This window comes from Streptomyces sp. NPDC050732, assembly GCF_040654255.1.
Lineage (GTDB): Bacteria > Actinomycetota > Actinomycetes > Streptomycetales > Streptomycetaceae > Streptomyces.
Genome location: NZ_JBFAHP010000013.1, coordinates 33,724 through 51,857 on the forward strand (window position 1 = coordinate 33,724; position 18,134 = coordinate 51,857).

At 68.6% G+C, this 18,134-nt stretch carries 8 protein-coding genes; 6 read left to right on the plus strand and 2 right to left on the minus strand.

Annotation, left to right across the window (positions count from 1 at the left end; genetic code table 11):
* The first annotated feature begins 142 nt into the window (after nucleotides 1–142).
* The 6 genes from AB0H82_RS14090 (at nucleotide 143) to AB0H82_RS14115 (ending at nucleotide 14,342) form a co-directional block, all read left to right on the plus strand.
* The gene (locus AB0H82_RS14090; protein WP_362992274.1) at nucleotides 143–2,083 is read left to right on the plus strand and encodes a DUF2075 domain-containing protein; all 1,941 of its coding nucleotides are present in this window, start codon (nucleotides 143–145) and stop codon (nucleotides 2,081–2,083) included.
* A gap of 90 nt (nucleotides 2,084–2,173) precedes the next feature.
* Nucleotides 2,174–6,064, plus strand: a complete 3,891-nt coding sequence (locus tag AB0H82_RS14095; protein WP_362992276.1) for a phage resistance protein — start codon at nucleotides 2,174–2,176, stop codon at nucleotides 6,062–6,064.
* Nucleotides 6,061–8,979 (plus strand): BREX-2 system phosphatase PglZ, encoded by a 2,919-nt coding sequence (gene pglZ, locus AB0H82_RS14100; RefSeq protein ID WP_362992278.1) that lies wholly within the window; start codon nucleotides 6,061–6,063, stop codon nucleotides 8,977–8,979. Before AB0H82_RS14095 ends, pglZ begins: the two co-directional genes overlap by 4 nt.
* A 42-nt stretch (nucleotides 8,980–9,021) precedes the next feature.
* Entirely contained in the window at nucleotides 9,022–10,770 is a 1,749-nt protein-coding gene (locus AB0H82_RS14105) for an AIPR family protein (protein ID WP_362992280.1), read from the plus strand.
* Between the two features lie 33 nt (nucleotides 10,771–10,803).
* Entirely contained in the window at nucleotides 10,804–12,153 is a 1,350-nt protein-coding gene (gene brxD / locus AB0H82_RS14110) for a BREX system ATP-binding protein BrxD (RefSeq protein WP_362992282.1), read from the plus strand.
* Nucleotides 12,153–14,342, plus strand: a complete 2,190-nt coding sequence (locus AB0H82_RS14115; RefSeq protein WP_362992284.1) for a DEAD/DEAH box helicase — start codon at nucleotides 12,153–12,155, stop codon at nucleotides 14,340–14,342. The genes brxD and AB0H82_RS14115 overlap by 1 nt, the downstream gene beginning before the upstream one ends.
* Nucleotides 14,343–14,536: 194 nt before the next feature.
* Here the strand turns inward: AB0H82_RS14115 and AB0H82_RS14120 are convergent, their stop codons facing one another.
* Nucleotides 14,537–15,898, minus strand: a complete 1,362-nt coding sequence (locus tag AB0H82_RS14120; RefSeq protein ID WP_362992286.1) for a class I SAM-dependent RNA methyltransferase — start codon at nucleotides 15,896–15,898, stop codon at nucleotides 14,537–14,539.
* Nucleotides 15,899–16,019: 121 nt separating this feature from the next.
* On the minus strand, nucleotides 16,020–18,074 hold the full coding sequence (locus AB0H82_RS14125) for an APC family permease (protein WP_362992288.1): 2,055 nt from the start codon (nucleotides 18,072–18,074) through the stop codon (nucleotides 16,020–16,022).
* Nucleotides 18,075–18,134: the final 60 nt, after the last annotated feature.

The window sequence follows — 18,134 nt, forward strand, 5'->3', positions numbered from 1 at the left end:
AGCACCGCTCTCATGGCCGACCTCGCACCAGGCAACCCCTCCCCGTGATCAACAGCCTCACCTAGGATGGTCAGGACCAATCTCAGCGGCCCGACGGGCTTCCTGACCGCCTCGCGAGAGCGCACGGCGGACCACGAAGGACATGCCCCCACCCGCACGAGTCTTCTTCGTGCTGCCTGGGGGCATTTCCTTGCTGTTCCGCGAGTCCGCGGCGTCCGTGGCCGCCCGCATCCTCGAAGGGTCGCTGGCGCTGTATCTGTCCGAGAACTTCCGTCACCTGCACGGCCGGAACGCCGCGCAGTCGGAAGTCAGGTCCTGGGAACGCAGCCTTCCGGCTCTCGTGCACGCCCTCATCGAGGCCGGGCTCGACGACGTCGAAGTGCTCATCGAGTACAGCCTGCCCCTCACCAGCAAGCGCGCGGACGCCGTACTAGCGGGCGTACACCCCACGACGGGTGAACCGTCCTACGTCCTCGTCGAACTGAAGCAGTGGAGCGCGGCCCACCCCGAGGAGGACGAGCCGCTGCTATGCCGGATCGACGCGTATCCGGAAGCCGTTCTCAACCCGATCGAGCAGGTCCGGGGTTACTGCGAGTACCTGCTGTCGTTCAACGGTGCGCTTGAGCGGATGCCGGAGTCACTGGCCGGGGTCGCGTTCCTGCACAACGCCGCTGAATCCCGCATCGCGGGCCTGCGGGGCGTGGACGAGGATCAGCACGGGCGCCTGTACACCGGCGAGCAGCGCGGCGCCTTCCTGGACTTTCTGCGCTCACGGCTCGCCCCGAAGCCGGGCGCACAGGCCGCAGATCTCCTGCTGGACGGCAAGATCCGGCCGTCGAAGCAGCTGATGGCCCTCGCGGCGGCGGAGATCCGCGACCGAGAGCAGTTCGTGCTCATCGCCGAGCAGCGGGTCGCGTACGAGAAGGTGATGTCCGCCGTCCGCAAGGCCAAGCGGTCCAACCACAAGCAGGTCGTCGTGGTGACCGGCGGTCCCGGCTCCGGCAAGAGTGTCGTCGCCCTGTCGATCCTCGGCGAGCTGTACCGGCGCGGGGTGACCGCTCTGCACGCCACCGGTTCCGCGTCGTTCACCAAGACCATGCGCAAGGTCGCCGGGGCACGGAAGCCCGCCGTGCAGAAGCTGTTCATGTACTTCAACAGCTTCATGGACGCCGAGCCGAACGATCTCGACGTACTGATCTGCGACGAGGCTCACCGGCTGCGCAAGACCTCCGCCAATCGCTACACCAGGGCGGAACTGCGCACGGGTCGACCGCAGGTCGCGGAGTTGATCGACGCCGCCCGGGTGCCGGTGTTCCTGCTCGACCAGCACCAAGTGGTGCGGCCCGGGGAGATGGGCACCAAGGCGGCGATCCAGCAGGCCGCCGCCGCGCAGGGGCTGGAGTGCACAGTCGTGGAGCTGGACGGGCAGTTCCGGTGCGGCGGCAGTGACGCGTACGAGAAGTGGGTCATCGACCTGCTCGGCCTCGAAGGCGGCACGCCGCACCCCTGGGAGCCGGACGGCAAGCTGCAGCTGCGGACCGCCGAAAGTCCGCAGGAGCTGGAGGACTTCCTCGTCGCCCGCCGCGCGGACGGCTACAGCGCGCGAATATCCGCCGGCTACTGCTGGAAGTGGACCACCAAGATCACCCCGGGCATGACCGAGCTGCCCGCCGATGTCGTCATCGGACAGTGGGCGCGGCCCTGGAACGTGTACGGAGAGCGGTCCGTCCTCGGAGCGCCGCCCTCGCCTCTGTGGGCCACCGACCCGGACGGATTCGGTCAGGTCGGTTGCGTATACACCGCTCAGGGCTTCGAGTACGACTGGTCGGGGGTGATCATCGGCCCGGATCTGGTCTGGCGTACGGACCATTGGGTCGTGGACCGGTCTGCGTCCAAGGATCCGATCTTCACGAAGACGACGCCGGAGAGCGAGATCAACCGGTTGATCCGCAACACCTACAAGGTGCTACTGACGCGGGGCATGGTCGGCACGGTCATCTACTCGACGGACTCGGAGACACGCGACAAGCTGCGCTCACTCGTGAGTTCGACGTCCGGGGCGGAGGCAAACGTCCTCGTGTAGTCGGGCATATGCGGAAAGAGGTCATCCGATGACCGTTGCAAGTCATACGATCAGATGAACCCGCAACCGCCCGTCGGAGAGTGATCGTCCATGGCCCAACAGCCGCTCTTACTCCGGGATGTCATAGACATCAAGGAGTCCATATCCACGTCAGACTTCGTCCTCCAGCTCTCGGAGGCGACGGCCCCGGAGGGCTCCGAGCGCGCCCTCCGGGATTACGTGGTCACGGAGCGGCTGCTGGAGAACTTCGACGAGGCACTCGGTCTTATCCGGGCCGCTCTCGACGGACACACGTCGAAGGCGGCCTACCTCCATGGGTCGTTCGGTTCCGGTAAGTCACACTTCATGGCGGTGCTCCACGCACTGCTCAGCGGGTCCCCTGCGGCACGCGCCCGAACCGACCTGGACCCGGTTCTCACCAAGCACGAGTGGCTCGGCACGGAGGGAAAGCGATTCCTGCTCGTGCCGTACCACATGCTCGGGGCCAAGGCCCTGGAGCAGCGGATCCTCGGTGGATACGTGAGCCACGTCAAGAAGCTGCACCCCGAGGCTCCGACGCCGCAGGTGTACCGGACGGACGCCCTTTTCGAGGACATCCGCGCGACGCGGTCCCGCATGGGTGACCAGGCGGTGATCGGCGGCCTCACCTCGGCGGACGGCGGCGACGGCAGCGCGGAGGAAGAGGACGAGTGGGGCGAGGCGTTCGGCTGGACACCTCAGTTGCTCGACACCGCCCTCGCCGCCGAGGAGATCCACGAGGGCGGCCAGGCTCTCAACCTGGTCAGCCCGTCGACACCCGCCGAGCTGCGGGCACGCCTTGTCCAGGACGCGAGTACGCACCTGCTGCCCGGCTTCGCGAAGAACGCCGCTGAGGACGAGCACGGGTTCGTCTCGCTCGACGCCGGCCTTTCCGTGATCGCCGAGCACGCCAAGGCGCTCGGTTACGACGGGCTGATCCTCTTCATGGACGAGCTGATCCTGTGGCTCGCGACCCTCATCCACGACCAGAAGTTCGTGGCCCGGGAAGCCGGAAAGATCACCAACTTCGTGGAGGGCGGCGACGCCCGCCGTGCCGTTCCGGTGATCTCGTTCATCGCCCGCCAGCGCGACCTTCGCGAGCTGGTCGGCGAGGAAGTGTCGGGGGCGGCCGAGGCCTCCATCCAGGACACGCTCAACCTTGCCTCGGGGCGGTTCGACAAGATCACGCTTGAGGACCGCAACCTTCCGCAGGTCGCGCACGCGCGGCTGCTCAGGCCCAGGAACGACGAAGCCGCCGCCCTCGTGAACGCGGAGTTCGAGAAGACCCGCAGGATCCGCCAGGAGGTGTGGGACACGCTCCTGGGCTCCGACCGCGGCGCCGACGGCGTTGGCGCGGACGAGGAGAGCTTCCGGCTGACGTACCCCTTCTCGCCCGCCTTCATGGACACCCTCGTGCACGTCTCGTCCGCGCTCCAGCGCAACCGGACCGGCATGAAGCTCATGGGACAGTTGCTCGCCGAGCACCGCGCCGAGTTACGGCTCGGCGACCTGATTCCGGTCGGCGACCTGTATCCGCTGATCACAGCGGGCGGCGACAAGCCGTTCACCGACAGCCTGAAAGTGGTCTTCGAGGCAGCCGACAAGCTGTACCGGACGAAGCTGCGGCCCTACCTCCTCCTCACGCACAACGTGTCGGAGGAGGACATCGAGCAGTACGCCAATCGTCCCGACAGCATCACCGCCCCGGACCTGCTCACCCGTATCAAGCAGTTCATCGGCGACAATCGCATCATCGGTACGCTGCTGCTCTCGGCGCTCGCCCCGAGCGTCCCGGCCCTGTCCGATCTGACCATCCGCCGCCTCTCCGCGCTCAACTACGGCTCGGTGGCCGCCCCGATCCCCGGTCGCGAGTACGGCATCCTCAAGAACAAGGTGGCCGAGTGGGCGGGCCGCTTCCCCGAGATCAAGGAGACCGGCACCGAGGCCAACCCGGGTGTGCGGCTCGAACTGTCCGGCGTCGATGTCGACTCAGTGATCGCCAACGCCAACGTCAACGACAACCCCGGCAACCGCGAGGCCCTCGCCAAGCGACTCCTCGTCGAGGAACTCTGCGTAGATCAGGATCAGTTGATCAATGAGCTGCGCTTCGCGTGGCGCGGCACGGAGCGCAGTGTCGAGGTGGTGTTCGGCAATGTCGCCGACGTGGACGAGCTGCCGGACCACGACCTCATGCCTCAGCAGGACGGGCACTGGCGGCTCGTGATCGACCTGCCCTTCGACGAGAGCGAGTGGGGCCCGCGCGAGGACGCCATCCGGATGCAGCGGCTGCGTGAGCGCCAGGGTGAGCCGTCCCGCAGCGTCGCCTGGCTGCCCACCCACCTCTCCAGCCAGCGGTACGCCGACTTCCGCCGCCTCGTCGTCATCGACAAGGCCCTGTCCGACAGCCAGCGATTCGACGGCCAGTACGCGAGCCACCTGAGCCCCGACAACCGCGCCCGCGCGAAGGGACTCCTGGAGACCCAGCGGGAATCGCTGCTCAAGAACGTCAAGGCGGCCTTCAAGCAGGCATACGGCCTCGCCGACAAGAAGGCCACCGATGTGGAACTCGGCTTCGCCGACCATCTGCAGTCGCTCCGCGAGGTCGAAGGACTGACGCTGTCCTTCGGCCAGTCGCTGCGGGACGGCATCCGGCACATCGCCGGCAAGCTGCTCGCGAGCCAGTACCCGGGCCACCCGGACCTCGATCCCGAAGGCACCGGCACCGTCGTCAAGCCTGCCGACGCCAAGAAGGTCTTCACGCACGTACAAGCCGCCGCCGAGGCCCGCGACGGGCGCGTCGAAGTCCCCGCCCCCGACCGGAGCCTGATGCGCCGCGTAGCTGCTCCGCTGCGCCTCGGGCAGCAGAAAGAGGCGTACTTCGAGGTGTCGGAGTACTGGGCCGATCACTTCCGGCAGCTCGCCAGGGGGCAGGGCGTGACCGGAGACCTCAGCCTGATCACCCTCACCGACTGGACGGACCGGCCGACACCGCGCGGTCTGCCGGCCTTCCTCGCCCGCCTCGTCGTGGCCTCGTTCGCCGAGATGGACGACCGGGTGTGGGTCCGCGCGGGCACGCCGCTCGACCCTGCGCCCCAACTGCACGAGATCAAGGACCATGACGCGCTGCGCAGCCAGCCGCTGCCGTCCGAGGAGGACTGGTCTGCCGCTCGCGAGCGTTTCTCCACGGTCTTCGGCGATCCTGCCCCCACGCTGCGACGCGGGCGCATGGTCAACCAGCTCGCCCGGCAGATCGCCCAGCAGGCAGGCGCCCACCTTGAGGCTGCTCGCGAGCTGGTGACCCAGCTGGAGCGGCACGCCGGTTTTCTCCAGCTCGACGAGACCGCCGAGGGCGGGCGCCTCGCCCTCGCGCGGCGGGCCATCGAACTGCTCCTGGAGCTGACGCGTTCGGCCGGTCAGGGTGCGTCCGGCGCGCGGAAGACCGTCGAGGCCCTGGCTGCCTTCGACTTCGGTTCGGTGGGTGCTGACCGGTTCGGGACCTCCATCACGCAGGCCCGTGGGGTGGCGCAGGCGCTGGACTCGGCCTCCTGGACCACCCTCGACCTGGCCACCTCGGAAGGTCCGGAGGGTGAGGCGCTCCTTGAGTCCCTGCGGAACGCCGCGCAGAGCGACCAGCGGACCAACAACCTGAAGGAGGCCCTGGCCAGGACGCAGCGCGAGGTCCTCGCGCTGGTGAAGCGCAACCGGACGACGACGGCTCCGGTGCCCGCTCCCCGGGAACCGAGCCCCGGTGACGTACGCCTCGACACGCGCACGAGTCATCCGCCGATCCCCACGCAGCGATCGGGCACCGGCACGTCCGCTCCGGAACGGGTGAAGCGTTCCGGGGGCGGACGGACGACCGCCTCCAGGGCGGTGGCTGAACTTCAGGCCGAGATAGCCGAGTTGGCCGCACGCGAACCGGGCATTGAGGTCGAGATCACTTGGAAGGCCGTCGAGGGATGAGCACGTCTGCGCCCAGCAGGGTGGCCGTGCGGCTGAACCTCGCGACGATCGCCCAGTACCTGACGACCCAGACTTCTCTCGCAGACGCCCTGGCGGGCCGGGGCCAGCGACGAGCGGTGCTGCTCCGCTCCGCACCACAGTGGGAGGGGCCCGCCGAGCACGTCTGGGACGACGGCCTTTCGGCACGGATCGTGGCGGCCCCCTCCCCGCTCGCCGTGCACGAACTGCTGCTCGACCATCTGCCGGACACGGCGTCCGGCCCCGCCCTGCTCGTAGTCCTGACCGACCGTGAACAGAACGAGCTCGACCCCGCCATCCTGGCCCGCGCCCACAAGAAGCGCATCGACACGGTGGACAGCTGGGACGTGGTGCGGGACGCCTTCGGAGCGCGTCAGGTCGACCAGCGCCTCAGGGACGACAAGTGGGCTGCGGAGGCCCTCCTCGACGCGGCGCCACCAAGGGGTGGCTGGCCCCGGCTGGGAGGCGGCATCCTGTCGCGCGGCACAGCCTTGTCCGCGCTGGCGCTGCGCCGCCTGAGGCTGGGCAGTTACGAGGACGAGGCCGCACGGCAGGACCACACCACGTCCGCGGACCGCCTGGACACCCACGCGCTGTTGGGCTGGTCCCTGCTTCCGGGGCGTCCGGAGCAGTTCCTGGCGCTCCGCGGCCCCGAGCGCGGCGGCCTGGCGCAGTTCCTGGGCGAGGACGACCGGGCCGGACTCGCGGGGCGGGCACTTCTGGACCTCGTCGAGGCCGAGCACGGTCCCGACGCGGTGGCCTTCGGCCTCGTCTGCGCCGCACTGTGGTGCCATGGCGAACCGGATGCTGCCGTCTACACGGCGCGCGGTCGCGCGGAGCGCTGGTTCGGAGAGCGCCCTTCGGCCCAGGGGGAGCAGCTGGACGCCATGGCGACCGCCTTCGGCCGGGCCTCGGAGGATTACGTGGGCACAATGCTCGCCGCAGCCGCCAGGGACCGTGCGGCAGGACCGGAAACAGCCCGCGAGGCCCGCAGGAGCAGCGACACGGTGCTGGAGCGAGCGTCGGTACTGGTGCGTCAGTTCGGCGCGGAAGCCGCCGCCAGGACCAGCCCCCTCCTGTCGGCAGGCCTGGACGCCAGATTCACAGCCGTCGGAGAGGCTCTGACGGCCGGTGTGCCGGGACCGCTCGATGCCGCCGTGCGTTCCTTGAGCAGACACCAGCTTGCACACGGGCCGGAGGTTCGATCACGCATCGAACGGGCCCGGATGGCCCAGCGGCTCGTCCGATGGCTGGCCACCGAGCCGCAGACCGAAGCGTCCCACGTGGGAGGAGCCGTCCAGCGGCACCTCAAAGAGACCGCTTGGGTGGATCGCGCCCTTGAGCACATCGAGGCCGGAGGCGACTCCGACGACCGGCTGAGAACCGCGTACGACGCACTGACCGTGCGCGTGCGCGAGCGGCGCCACGCGATCGACCGTGGTTTCACATCCGTCCTGGCGACCTGGACCGCGGCCGGCACCGATCCCGGAGGAATGCTGACGGTGGAGACGTTCCTGGACCGGGTGGTGAAGCCCGTGGTCCGCGGTGCACCCGGCCGGCGCGTGCTGCTGATCGTCCTGGACGGGATGAGCGCGGCCATCGCCACCGAACTGGGCGAGGAGCTGCGCGCCACCTGGGCCGAGTTCGATCCAGTGGCCGCTGAGGGCGCTCCGCTGCGACGCGCCATGGCGGCGGCTCTTCCCACTCTCACCTCCGTATCCCGTACTTCGCTGTTCGCGGGCAGACTGACGCAGGGAACGCAGAAGGACGAGGCCCAGCTCTTTCCCGCCCTTCCGCTCTGGAACGGTGCGCAGGCGGCCGTCTTCCACAAGGACGACCTGCGAGCCGACAGCGCGGGAGACACATTCGGGGCCGCACTCACCGAAGCTCTCATGGACGGCCGCACGCATGTGGCCGTGGTCCTCAACGCGATCGACGACCGGCTCGCCAAGGAGCAGAAGCTGGGTGACGGCGCCTGGCAGGCCGGGCACATACCGGGCCTTACGGATCTGCTGCGGATCGCCGCCTCGCAGGGGATGGCGGTGGTGCTCACCAGCGACCACGGGCATGTCGTGGACCGGCACGGAGTGAAGGTCGATGCCGACTCGCCGCTGTCCGCCCGGCACCGGGCTCCGGGCAGCGAGGTGGGCGCGACCGAGGTCGCGCTGCACGGCCCCCGGGTCGTCGCGCCGGAACCCGGGGGCTCGATCGTCGCGCTGTGGGACGCGGACTCGCGGTACACAGCGCGCAAGGCCGGATACCACGGTGGGGCGTCCCTCGCCGAGTTCACGATTCCTGTGCTGGCCTTCCTTCCGTTCGGCGCGGCCCCTCCCCCGGCCTGGCGGGAGCTGGCGGATCAGCGACCGGTCTGGTGGCTGCTGGAGGAGTCCGCTCCTTCCGCTGTCCCCCTCACCGCCCTGCCCGCCCCTACGGCTACGACAAAGCGGCAGACACGACAGAAGCCGACGAAGGCCCAGGCACAGGCGCAGGCCCAAGTGGCGCGTACGCACGACTCATTGTTCGAGGTCGCGGTGGTCCCGGCACCCGATGCCGCGGAGACACTGGTAACCACCGCCTTCGTCGGTCACGACGACGTCCTCGTCCCTGCCCTCTTCGCTTCGGAGGCGTTCCAGGGGCAGATCGGCCTGCTCGCCCGCAAGCCGCCCATGGACAAGGTCGAAGGGGCGATTCGGGCTCTGCTCGATGCCGGGGGCACGCTGCCGGTGTCCGCGCTGGCGCAGCGCGTGTCCTACCCGGTGACCCGGGCAGACGGGTTTGCCGCGACCCTGCGCCAACTCCTCAATTATGACGGCGTGCAGGTCCTGGAAACGCTGCCGGACGGGCGGACCGTTCGCCTCGATGTCTCCTTGCTCCGCATGCAGTTCGACTTGGGCTGAAATGCCCCACACCGCCACACCACCACTGATGAGCCAGGAGCCATGAGCGCCAACGACCGCGTGTTGATCAACCAAATGATCGAGGAGCGCCGCACCACTCGCTCCGTCCCTCTCTCGTTCGACGCAGCCTTCGAGAGGTTCGCCGGCGAACACGCGCTGCACGGCTTCGACCTCTCGGAGGAGGAGATCGAGGCCGGCGTGATCGGAGGCGCCAACGACGGCGGCATCGACGGGGTCTACGTCTTCCTCGGCGGCCGGCTCCTCCACGAGGACAGCGAGATCTTTCAGCAGCACTCCGCCGTCTCGAACGTGGAGCAGGGAAGCCAGCTGACCCTCTGGCTCATCCAGGCCAAGACCAGCGCCGGTTTCTCCGAAACAGCGCTGGACAAGGTGGCTTCCACCTGCGCGAACCTGCTGAACATGGAGGTCGACGACAACACCGTCGCGGTGCTGTACACCGCCGATCTCCTCGCCCGCTTCAGACTCTTCAGAACGGCGTTGACGCGGCTCCTCACCCGCCACCCGACCGTACTCATCAAGTTCTCCTACGTGACGCGCGGTGAAGCGAGCGAGGTGCACCCCAAGGTTCAGGCAAAGGCCAAGATCCTGGAGGCGCAGTTCACCAAAGCCTTCGCCATCTCCACCGGCGAGGTCGAGTTCCTCGGCCCCTCGGAACTCTGGCAGCGTGCCAGCACACTCCCCTCGTACACCCTGGAACTGCCCTACAGGGAAAGCATCACTCACGGCACAAGCCATATCGCACTCGTCGGCCTGGGCGAGTACCTGGACTTCCTCAGCCACGAGAGCGGGGCGATCAAGTCCCACATCTTCGACTGGAACGTCCGTGACTATCAGGGAAACGTCGAGGTGAACCGGGAAATCACGGCTTCCCTCCAGAACCCCGAGGCGCCGGAGTTCTGGTGGCTCAACAACGGCATCACCATCGTGTGCTCGCAGGCGACCTCCGTCGGAAAGCGGCTCAGCCTCTCCGACGTACAGATCGTCAACGGTCTTCAGACGTCGTACACGCTCCACGAGACGCTGTACGACCTCTACTTGTCCGACCCGGCCGACCCTGTCTTCGACAGGCTCGTGCAGGTGCGCATTCTCGTCACCGTGGACCAGGCCGCCAGGGACTCCGTCATCCGCGCCACCAACCGGCAGACGAGCGTGCCGGTCGCCTCGCTCCGGGCCACGGACGACATACAACGGCAGATCGAGTCGTATTTCCTGGAACACGACTGGTTCTACGACCGGCGCAAGAACTTCTACCGGAACCAGGGGAAGCCGGCCGACCGTATCGTCAGCATTCCCCTGTTGGCACAGTCCGTGATGGCCATGGCCCTTGGCCAGCCCGACTACGCCCGCGCCCGCCCCTCAAGTCTGTTGAAGTCCGACACCGACTACAGGCGCGTCTTCTCGGCGAAGACGGAACTCCCCGTCTACCTGTGGCTGGCCAAGGCGCAACGCCAGGTGGACGAGTTCCTGCAGTCGACATCGGATCCCATCTCCCGCTCACTGCACACGAACCTCCACTTCCACCTCGCCATGCTCGGTGCCGTCGACCTCATAGGCCGCGTGTTCAGCAAGCCGGAGGCCCTGGACAATGCCGCCCGGGAGGGCGTCTTCCCGAGCACGGCCCGCCTCGAGTCGTTGTGGTCGTCTCTGCAGGAGCAGTTCGAGAAGTTCCAGCGAGAGAACCGGTCGGGGGCCGACAAGACCGCGAAGAGCAGCGAATTCGTCTCCTACCTCACGGCCAACCTCGGTTACGGCAGCCTCCGCCGCAGATGACCTCGGCGGAGGGCCGAAGCCCGGTGCTTCACCATGCGCGGATGGGACAATGAGCGAGTGATCGGCCCTCGTTCTTCTCCTGTCTCCGCTGCCCGGCGACGTACCGCCCTCGACGCGCTCCGGCGCGGCGCGGTGCCCGAGAGCGGCCTGGATCTTCTCGCCACCGGCCTCGGCCGTTTCGAGTCCGCGCTCGACGCGGAACTCGACGCGGTCGTCTCGGGTGCCTCGGTCTTCAAGGCGGTACGAGGTGAGTACGGGTCCGGCAAGACGTTCTTCACCCGCTGGCTCGGAGAGCGCGCCAAGCAGCGCAACTTCGCCGTCTCCGAGATCCAGATCTCGGAGACGGAGACTCCGCTGCACAAGCTGGAGACCGTCTACCGGCGCCTCACCGAGCGGCTGTCCACCCCGAGTTTCCCCCCAAGTGCCCTGCGGCCCGTGGCGGACGCCTGGTTCTATGCTCTGGAGGAGGACGCTCTCGCGGCCGGCGCCGACGAGGACGACCTGAGCGGCGCGGTGGAGGAGTTGCTGACCGCCAGGCTGACCGAGGTGTCCCGGCACGCCCCGTCCTTCGCGACAGCGCTGCGCGGCTACCGGACCGCGCTCGCCAAGGGCGACGAGGCGACGGCAGCGGCCATCCTCGCCTGGCTCGGCGGCCAGCCCCACGTGGCGGCAGCGGCACGCCGTTCCGCGGGAGTGCGCGGCGACCTAGACCACTTCGGAGCACTCGGCTTCGTACAGGGGTTGCTCACTGTCCTGCGGGATTCCGGCCACCGAGGACTCTTCGTCGTACTGGACGAGGTGGAAACCCTCCAGAGAGTGCGCTCGGACGCACGGGACAAGGCACTCAACGCCCTGCGTCAGTTGATCGACGAAGTCCATTCGGGGCGATTCCCCGGCCTCTACCTGGTCATCACCGGCACCCCCGCCTTCTACGACGGCCAGCAGGGTGTCCAACGGCTCCCGCCGCTCGCCCAACGGCTCGCCACCGACTTCACGACCGATCCTCGCTTCGACAACCCTCGGGCAGTCCAACTGCGGCTGCCAGGTTTCACCCTGGAGTCACTGACCGGCCTCGGGACAACCATCCGGGATCTCTACGCGTCCGGAGCGGACTCGCCCGACCGGATCAAAACTCTGGCGGACGACGCGTATGTCGCTGCTCTCGCCCGTGCGGTGGGCGGGGCACTGGGCGGCAAGGTGGGAGTCGCGCCCCGGCTCTTCCTCAAGAAGCTGGTCGGCGACGTCCTCGACCGCATCGACCAGTTCCCGGACTTCGACCCACGGCAGCACTACCGGCTCACGATAGGCGGCAGTGAACTCACCGACGTGGAGCGGAACCTGGCCGGGCCTCCGTCGGCCGACGACGTCGACCTCGAGCTGTGATGACGTCGGCCGCGGACCCTGTCGACCGGCTCGACCCCGTCATCCTGCACCACGTGGTCAACACGCTCGGCTGGCCGGACCTGCGGCCCCTGCAGCGGGCCGCGATCAATCCGGTGATGGACGGCGAAGACACCGTGCTCCTCGCACCCACCGCCGGCGGCAAGACCGAGGCAGCTTGCCTGCCGATCCTGTCGGCCATGTCAGCGCAGGGCTGGACCGGCACCTCGGTTCTCTACCTCTGCCCGCTCAAGGCACTCCTCAACAACCTGGTGACACGCGTCGACGGTTACGCGCAATGGCTCGGACGGCGCGCGGCTCTGTGGCACGGGGACACGCAGGAGTCACAGCGCCAGCGCATCCGCACCGACAGGCCCGACATCCTGCTGACGACGCCCGAGTCGCTGGAAGCCATGCTGATCGGGGTGAAGACGGATCACGCGCACCTGCTCGGAGGTGTCCGGGCCGTCGTTGTCGACGAGGTGCACGCGTTCGCGGGCGATGACCGGGGATGGCACCTTCTGGCGGTCCTCGAACGCCTCCAACGGGTCACCGGGCATCCGATTCAGCGGATCGGGCTGTCGGCAACCGTCGGAAATCCCCACCAACTGCTCACCTGGCTGCAAGGATCCGGTGCCGGTCAGCGGGTGGGGCGGGTCATCGGCCCGGATCTCACGGCCCCCTCGGTCGCGGCGTCCGCGCAGGTACCGGTGGACGACACGACCGGGCCTCCACCCGGCGAAATCGAACTCGACTACGTGGGCTCGCTGTCCAACGCCGCCAAGGTCATCGCGGCACTGCACAGGGGCGAAAAGCGACTGGTCTTCTGTGAGTCGCGACGGCAGGTCGAGGAGCTGGGTGCGGCGCTCCGGGCGCGTGACGTCTCGGTCTTCCTGTCTCACGCCTCCCTCTCGGCCGACGAGCGCACCCGGTCCGAGAAGGCGTTCGCCGAGGCTCGTGACTGTGTCATCGTGGCCACGTCCACCCTGGAACTGGGCATCGACGTCGGCGACCTCGACCGAGTCGTCCAGATCGACTCGCCCAGCACAGTCGCCTCGTTCCTTCAGCGTGTCGGGCGTACGGGTCGCCGTGAGGGCCACACCCGCAACTGCCTGTTCCTGGCCACCCGCAAGGACACTCTGCTGCAGGCTGCGGCCTTGCTGCTCCTATGGGGCCGCGGATGGGTCGAACCGGTTGTCGCACCACCCGCGCCGCGCCACCTCGTCGCACAGCAACTGCTCGCCGCCACGCTCCAGGAGCACAAGCTGGGCGATCAGACGTGGCCCGAGCAGTGGAACGGTCTGGCCCCCTTCGACCGTTCCGCCGCTCCCGTCCTGCGTCACCTGACGGAGGAAGGTTTCCTGGACACCGACGAAGGCATGCTGTTCATCGGCCTGGAAGCGGAACGGCGTTTTGGACGTCGCCACTTCATCGAACTGACCGCGTCTTTCACCGCGCCACCGCAATTCACTGTCCTGTCCGGTCGCGCCGAGATCGGCCGGATGGATCCGTCCGTACTTACGGAGGAACGTCCAGGCCCGCGACGACTGCTGCTGGCGGGCCGCAGCTGGGAGGTGACGTTCATCGACTGGGGGCGCAAGCGGGTGTTCGTCGAACCGGTCGACGGCGGTGGGATCGCCAAGTGGTCCGGCGGCACACTCGTCGGCCTCTCGTACGAGCTGACGCGCGCCATGCGGGACGTCCTCCTGGGCGCCGACCCTCAGGTCTCACTCACCCGACGAGCCGAGGTCTGCCTTCAAGAGTGGCGCGACGAGGACGCCCAGCACCTCGTCCACCCCGGCGGGACGCTGATCGCACGGCGCGGAAACGACGTCCGCTGGTGGACGTGGGCGGGCTATCGGGCCAATGCGACGCTGGGCGCGACACTGTCGTCCATCGCCGATCCCGTCCAGCGGCCAACAGATCTCTACCTGCGCCTACGGGAGGACCTGAGCCCCGGCATGTGGCGCGCTGCACTGGACGCCGTACAGAACGGTCCGGTGCGGGACACATCACAGGCGGGTCCGGCATTGGTCTTGCCCGAAGTCGACCAGCGTGCAGTGCGTGGCCTCAAATTCTCGGCAGCGCTCCCCCAGCGACTGGCCGTGGCCACGCTGTCGGCAAGGCTGGCCGACTTCGACGGCGCACGGGCCGCTCTGGCGGAAGCGAAGCGATTTTTGACCGTCCAATAGCCGGAGTGTCCCAGGCGCGCCCCGCAGCGGCATGCCCTTCCCCTTCCGGCCCCTGACGGCTTTCAGCGGAACTCCTCGACAGCTGACGCAGACAGGCCAAGAGACAGAGACAACTCCGTCGCCCCGGCAAGGGCCCCAGGTCGGCTCGTGCGAGCGCGCCCCGGGCCTGCCCAAAATCCCAGAAGAGGCGCAGGTCACGCGCCCGGCTTCACCGGCTCAAGAATCGCCACACACTCCACATGATGCGTCATCGGAAACAGATCAAACGCCCGCAAAGTCCGCACCCGGTACCCGCCCTCCCGGAAGTACCCGAGATCCCGTGCCAGCGCCGCCGGATCGCAAGCCACATAAGCGATCCGCCGCGCCCCCAGCCCCGCCAGCTGGCGGACCGTCTGTTTGCCGGCGCCCGCGCGCGGCGGGTCCAGGACGATGAGGTCGACCTCCGTGATGCCCGTGCGCGGGAGGACCGATTCGACCTTGCCCTGTTCGATGCGGACGCGGTCGAACGAGGCGAGGTTGTGGCGGGCGTCCTCCACCGCGCGCTTGCTGGACTCGATGCCGAGCACCGCGCCCTTCTCGCCGACGCGATCGGCCAGCGCGCCCGCGAAGAGGCCGACGCCGCAGTAGAGGTCGAGGGCCGACTCGCCCTTGCGGGGGGTGAGGCCCTGCATGACGGCCAGCATGAGGGTCTCGGCCGCCTTGGGGTGGACCTGCCAGAAGCCGCCGCTGCCGACGCGGTACGTGCGGCCGTCGGCCCGCTCGCGGACGAAGGGGCGGCCGTGGACCCGGTGGACCCCGCCGTCCTTCTCGCCCACGCGCATCACCGAGACCGGCTTGTCCAGTTCGACGATGGGCAGGCGCGCGCCGGGGCGAGGGGCCAGGATCACCTGGCGGTCCTGGGAGCCCGTCGCCGCGATCGCCTCGACCGACGCCATGCCCGTCCAGTCGCGCTGTTCGATGCCGAGTTCGGAGACGCCCTCCGCCGCGATCATGCAGTGTTCGATCGGCTCGACCTCGTGCGAGCGGTGCCGGCGCAGGCCCGCCTTGCCGGTCGAGGCGTCCACCGCGTACTGGACGCGCGTGCGCCAGGACGGGACCTCGCCGGGCGGCAGCTTGTCGCCCTCCGCGGGCATGACCGTGCCGTCCCAGCCCGCCTCCTCGGGGGTGAGCCCGGCCAGGCGCTTGAGCTGTTCGGCGATGACCTCGCCCTTGAGGCGGCGCTGCGCGCCCGGCTTCGCGTGCTGCCAGTCGCAGCCGCCGCAGCGGCCGGGGCCCGCGTAGGGGCAGGGGGCCTCCACGCGGTCCTTGGAGGGCGTCAGGATCTCCACCGCGTCGGCCCGGATGAAGCGTGCGCCCTCCTCGCCCTCGGTCACGCGTGCGACGACCTTCTCGCCGGGCAGCGCGTGCCGTACGAAGAGCACCTGGCCCTCGTCCGTGCGGGCGATGCAGTGGCCGCCGTGTGCGACGGGGCCGATCTCGACCTCGTACTCCTGGCCGATCAGCGACGCGGCAGCTTGAGCGTTCCCCGCCTGCGGATTGTTCGGTTCTGCCTGCATGGCGGGGTGACTCCACAACGTAAAAGGAAAAGGGGGACGGCCGGACTACAGCCCACCAGTCTACGTGGGTGTCGTCCGGCCGCCTTACCAAGAGCAGGATCGAGGGTGGGGCCTGAGGGCCTCAGGCCTTCTTGCTCGGCTCCTTCGTGCGCCTCGGCTTCTCCACCGGTCCCCGCCGCACCGCTCCCGGCGCGTTCCACTCCGAACGCCTGCGAGCGCGCTTCTTCGCGGCCTCGGAGGAGTCCAGCTGGTAGGGGACGGAGGTCACCATCACGCCGGGCGTGAAGAGCAGGCGGCCCTTGAGGCGCAAGGCGCTCTGGTTGTGGAGCAGGTGCTCGTACCAGTGGCCCACCACGTACTCGGGGATGATCACGCTGACGACGTCGCGCGGGCTCTCGCGGCGCAGGTTCTTGACGTACTCGATGATCGGGCGGGTGATCTCGCGGTACGGCGAGTCGAGGACCTTCAGGGGGACCGTGATGCCGCGGCGCTCCCACTCCTCCTTGAGGGCCTTGGTCTCCGCCGGGTCGACGTTGATGCTGAGCGCCTCCAGCGTGTTGGAGCGCATCAGCTTCGCGTAGGCCAGCGCGCGCAGCGTCGGGCGGTGGATCTTGGAGACCAGGACGATCGAGTGGACCCGGGAGGGGCGCACGCTGTCGTCGCCGGGCGTCTCCGGGGCCGCGATCTCCTCGGCGACGCGGTCGTAGTGGCGGCGGATCGCCGTCATCGTCGCGTAGAAGATGCACATGCCGAGCAGGGCGACCCAGGCGCCGTGCGTGAACTTGGTGACCAGGACGACGACGAGGACGAGGCCGGTGAAGAACGCGCCGAACGTGTTGATCGCGCGCGAGCGGACCATGCGGCGGCGCTTGTTCTGGTCCTTCTCGGTGGCCAGGTGGCGGTTCCAGTGCCGGACCATGCCGATCTGGCTGAGCGTGAAGGAGACGAAGACGCCGACGATGTAGAGCTGGATGAGGCGGGTCGAGTCCGCGCCGTAGACGACCACGAGGAGCGCGGCCGCGCCGGCGAGCAGCACGATGCCGTTGGAGAACGCGAGGCGGTCGCCGCGGGTGTGCAGCTGGCGCGGCAGGTAGCGGTCCTGCGCCAGGATCGAGCCGAGCAGCGGGAAGCCGTTGTACGCGGTGTTGGCCGCGAGGAAGAGGACCAGCGCGGTGGCCGCGGCGAGGATCATGAACAGGAAGCTGCCGTGGCCGAAGACGGCCTCGGCGACCTGGGAGATCACCGGGTTCTGGACGTAGTCGCTGCCGACCGGCACGCCGTTGTGGATCAGGTCGTGGGCCGGGTTCTCGGCCATGTGGACGTTGGTCGCCATGGCGAGGCCGATGATGCCGCAGAACATCGTGACGGCCAGGCCGCCCATGAGGGCGAGGGTCGTCGCGGCGTTCTTGGACTTCGGCTTGCGGAAGGCCGGGACGCCGTTGCTGATGGCCTCGACGCCGGTGAGCGCCGCACAGCCCGAGGAGAAGGCCCGCAGGAGCAGGAAGACGAGCGCGAAGCCCGCGAGGCCCTGGTGCTCGGCCTTGATCTCGTAGTCGGCGGTCGGCGAGTCCATGGCGTCGCCGAGGACGATGCCCCGGAAGGCGCCCCACGCGATCATGATGAAGACACCGGCCACGAAGACGTACGTCGGGATCGCGAAGAGCTTCCCGGACTCCTTCACTCCGCGCAGGTTCATCACGGTGAGGAGCAGGATCACCGCCGACGCGCAGAGCACCTTGTGCTCGACCACGAACGGGACCGCGGAGCCGAGGTTCTCGATGCCCGAGGAGATCGACACGGCCACGGTCAGGACGTAGTCGACGAGCAGGGCGCTCGCGACGGTGAGTCCGGCGCGGGGGCCGAGGTTGGTGGTGGCGACCTCGTAGTCGCCACCACCGCTCGGGTACGCGTGCACGTTCTGTCTGTAGGACGCCACGACCGTGAACATCAGCACGACGACCGCGACGGCGATCCACGGGCTGAAGTGGTAGGCCGACACTCCCGCGATGGAGAGGACGAGAAGAACCTCTCCCGGCGCGTACGCCACGGACGAGAGCGGGTCGGACGCGAAGACGGGGAGTGCGATGCGCTTCGGCAGGAGAGTCTCTCCCAGCCGGTCACTGCGCAGTGCGCGCCCGATGAGGATCCGTTTGGGCACGTCGGTCAGTTTGGACACGGAGAGGATCGTAAGCGTTCGAATGGGGGCGCGCCCACCCACCACCCCCAACTGCTCCGA

Bases quoted from the DNA above. Each gene is read 5' to 3' on its own strand.
- AB0H82_RS14120 (WP_362992286.1), bottom strand. From the start codon at position 15,898: ATGCAGGCAGAACCGAACAATCCGCAGGCGGGGAACGCTCAAGCTGCC.
- AB0H82_RS14105 (WP_362992280.1), top strand. From the start codon at position 9,022: ATGAGCGCCAACGACCGCGTGTTGATCAACCAAATGATCGAGGAGCGC.
- AB0H82_RS14090 (WP_362992274.1), top strand. From the start codon at position 143: ATGCCCCCACCCGCACGAGTCTTCTTCGTGCTGCCTGGGGGCATTTCC.
- AB0H82_RS14095 (WP_362992276.1), top strand. From the start codon at position 2,174: ATGGCCCAACAGCCGCTCTTACTCCGGGATGTCATAGACATCAAGGAG.
- pglZ (WP_362992278.1), top strand. From the start codon at position 6,061: ATGAGCACGTCTGCGCCCAGCAGGGTGGCCGTGCGGCTGAACCTCGCG.
- AB0H82_RS14115 (WP_362992284.1), top strand. From the start codon at position 12,153: ATGACGTCGGCCGCGGACCCTGTCGACCGGCTCGACCCCGTCATCCTG.
- brxD (WP_362992282.1), top strand. From the start codon at position 10,804: ATGCGCGGATGGGACAATGAGCGAGTGATCGGCCCTCGTTCTTCTCCT.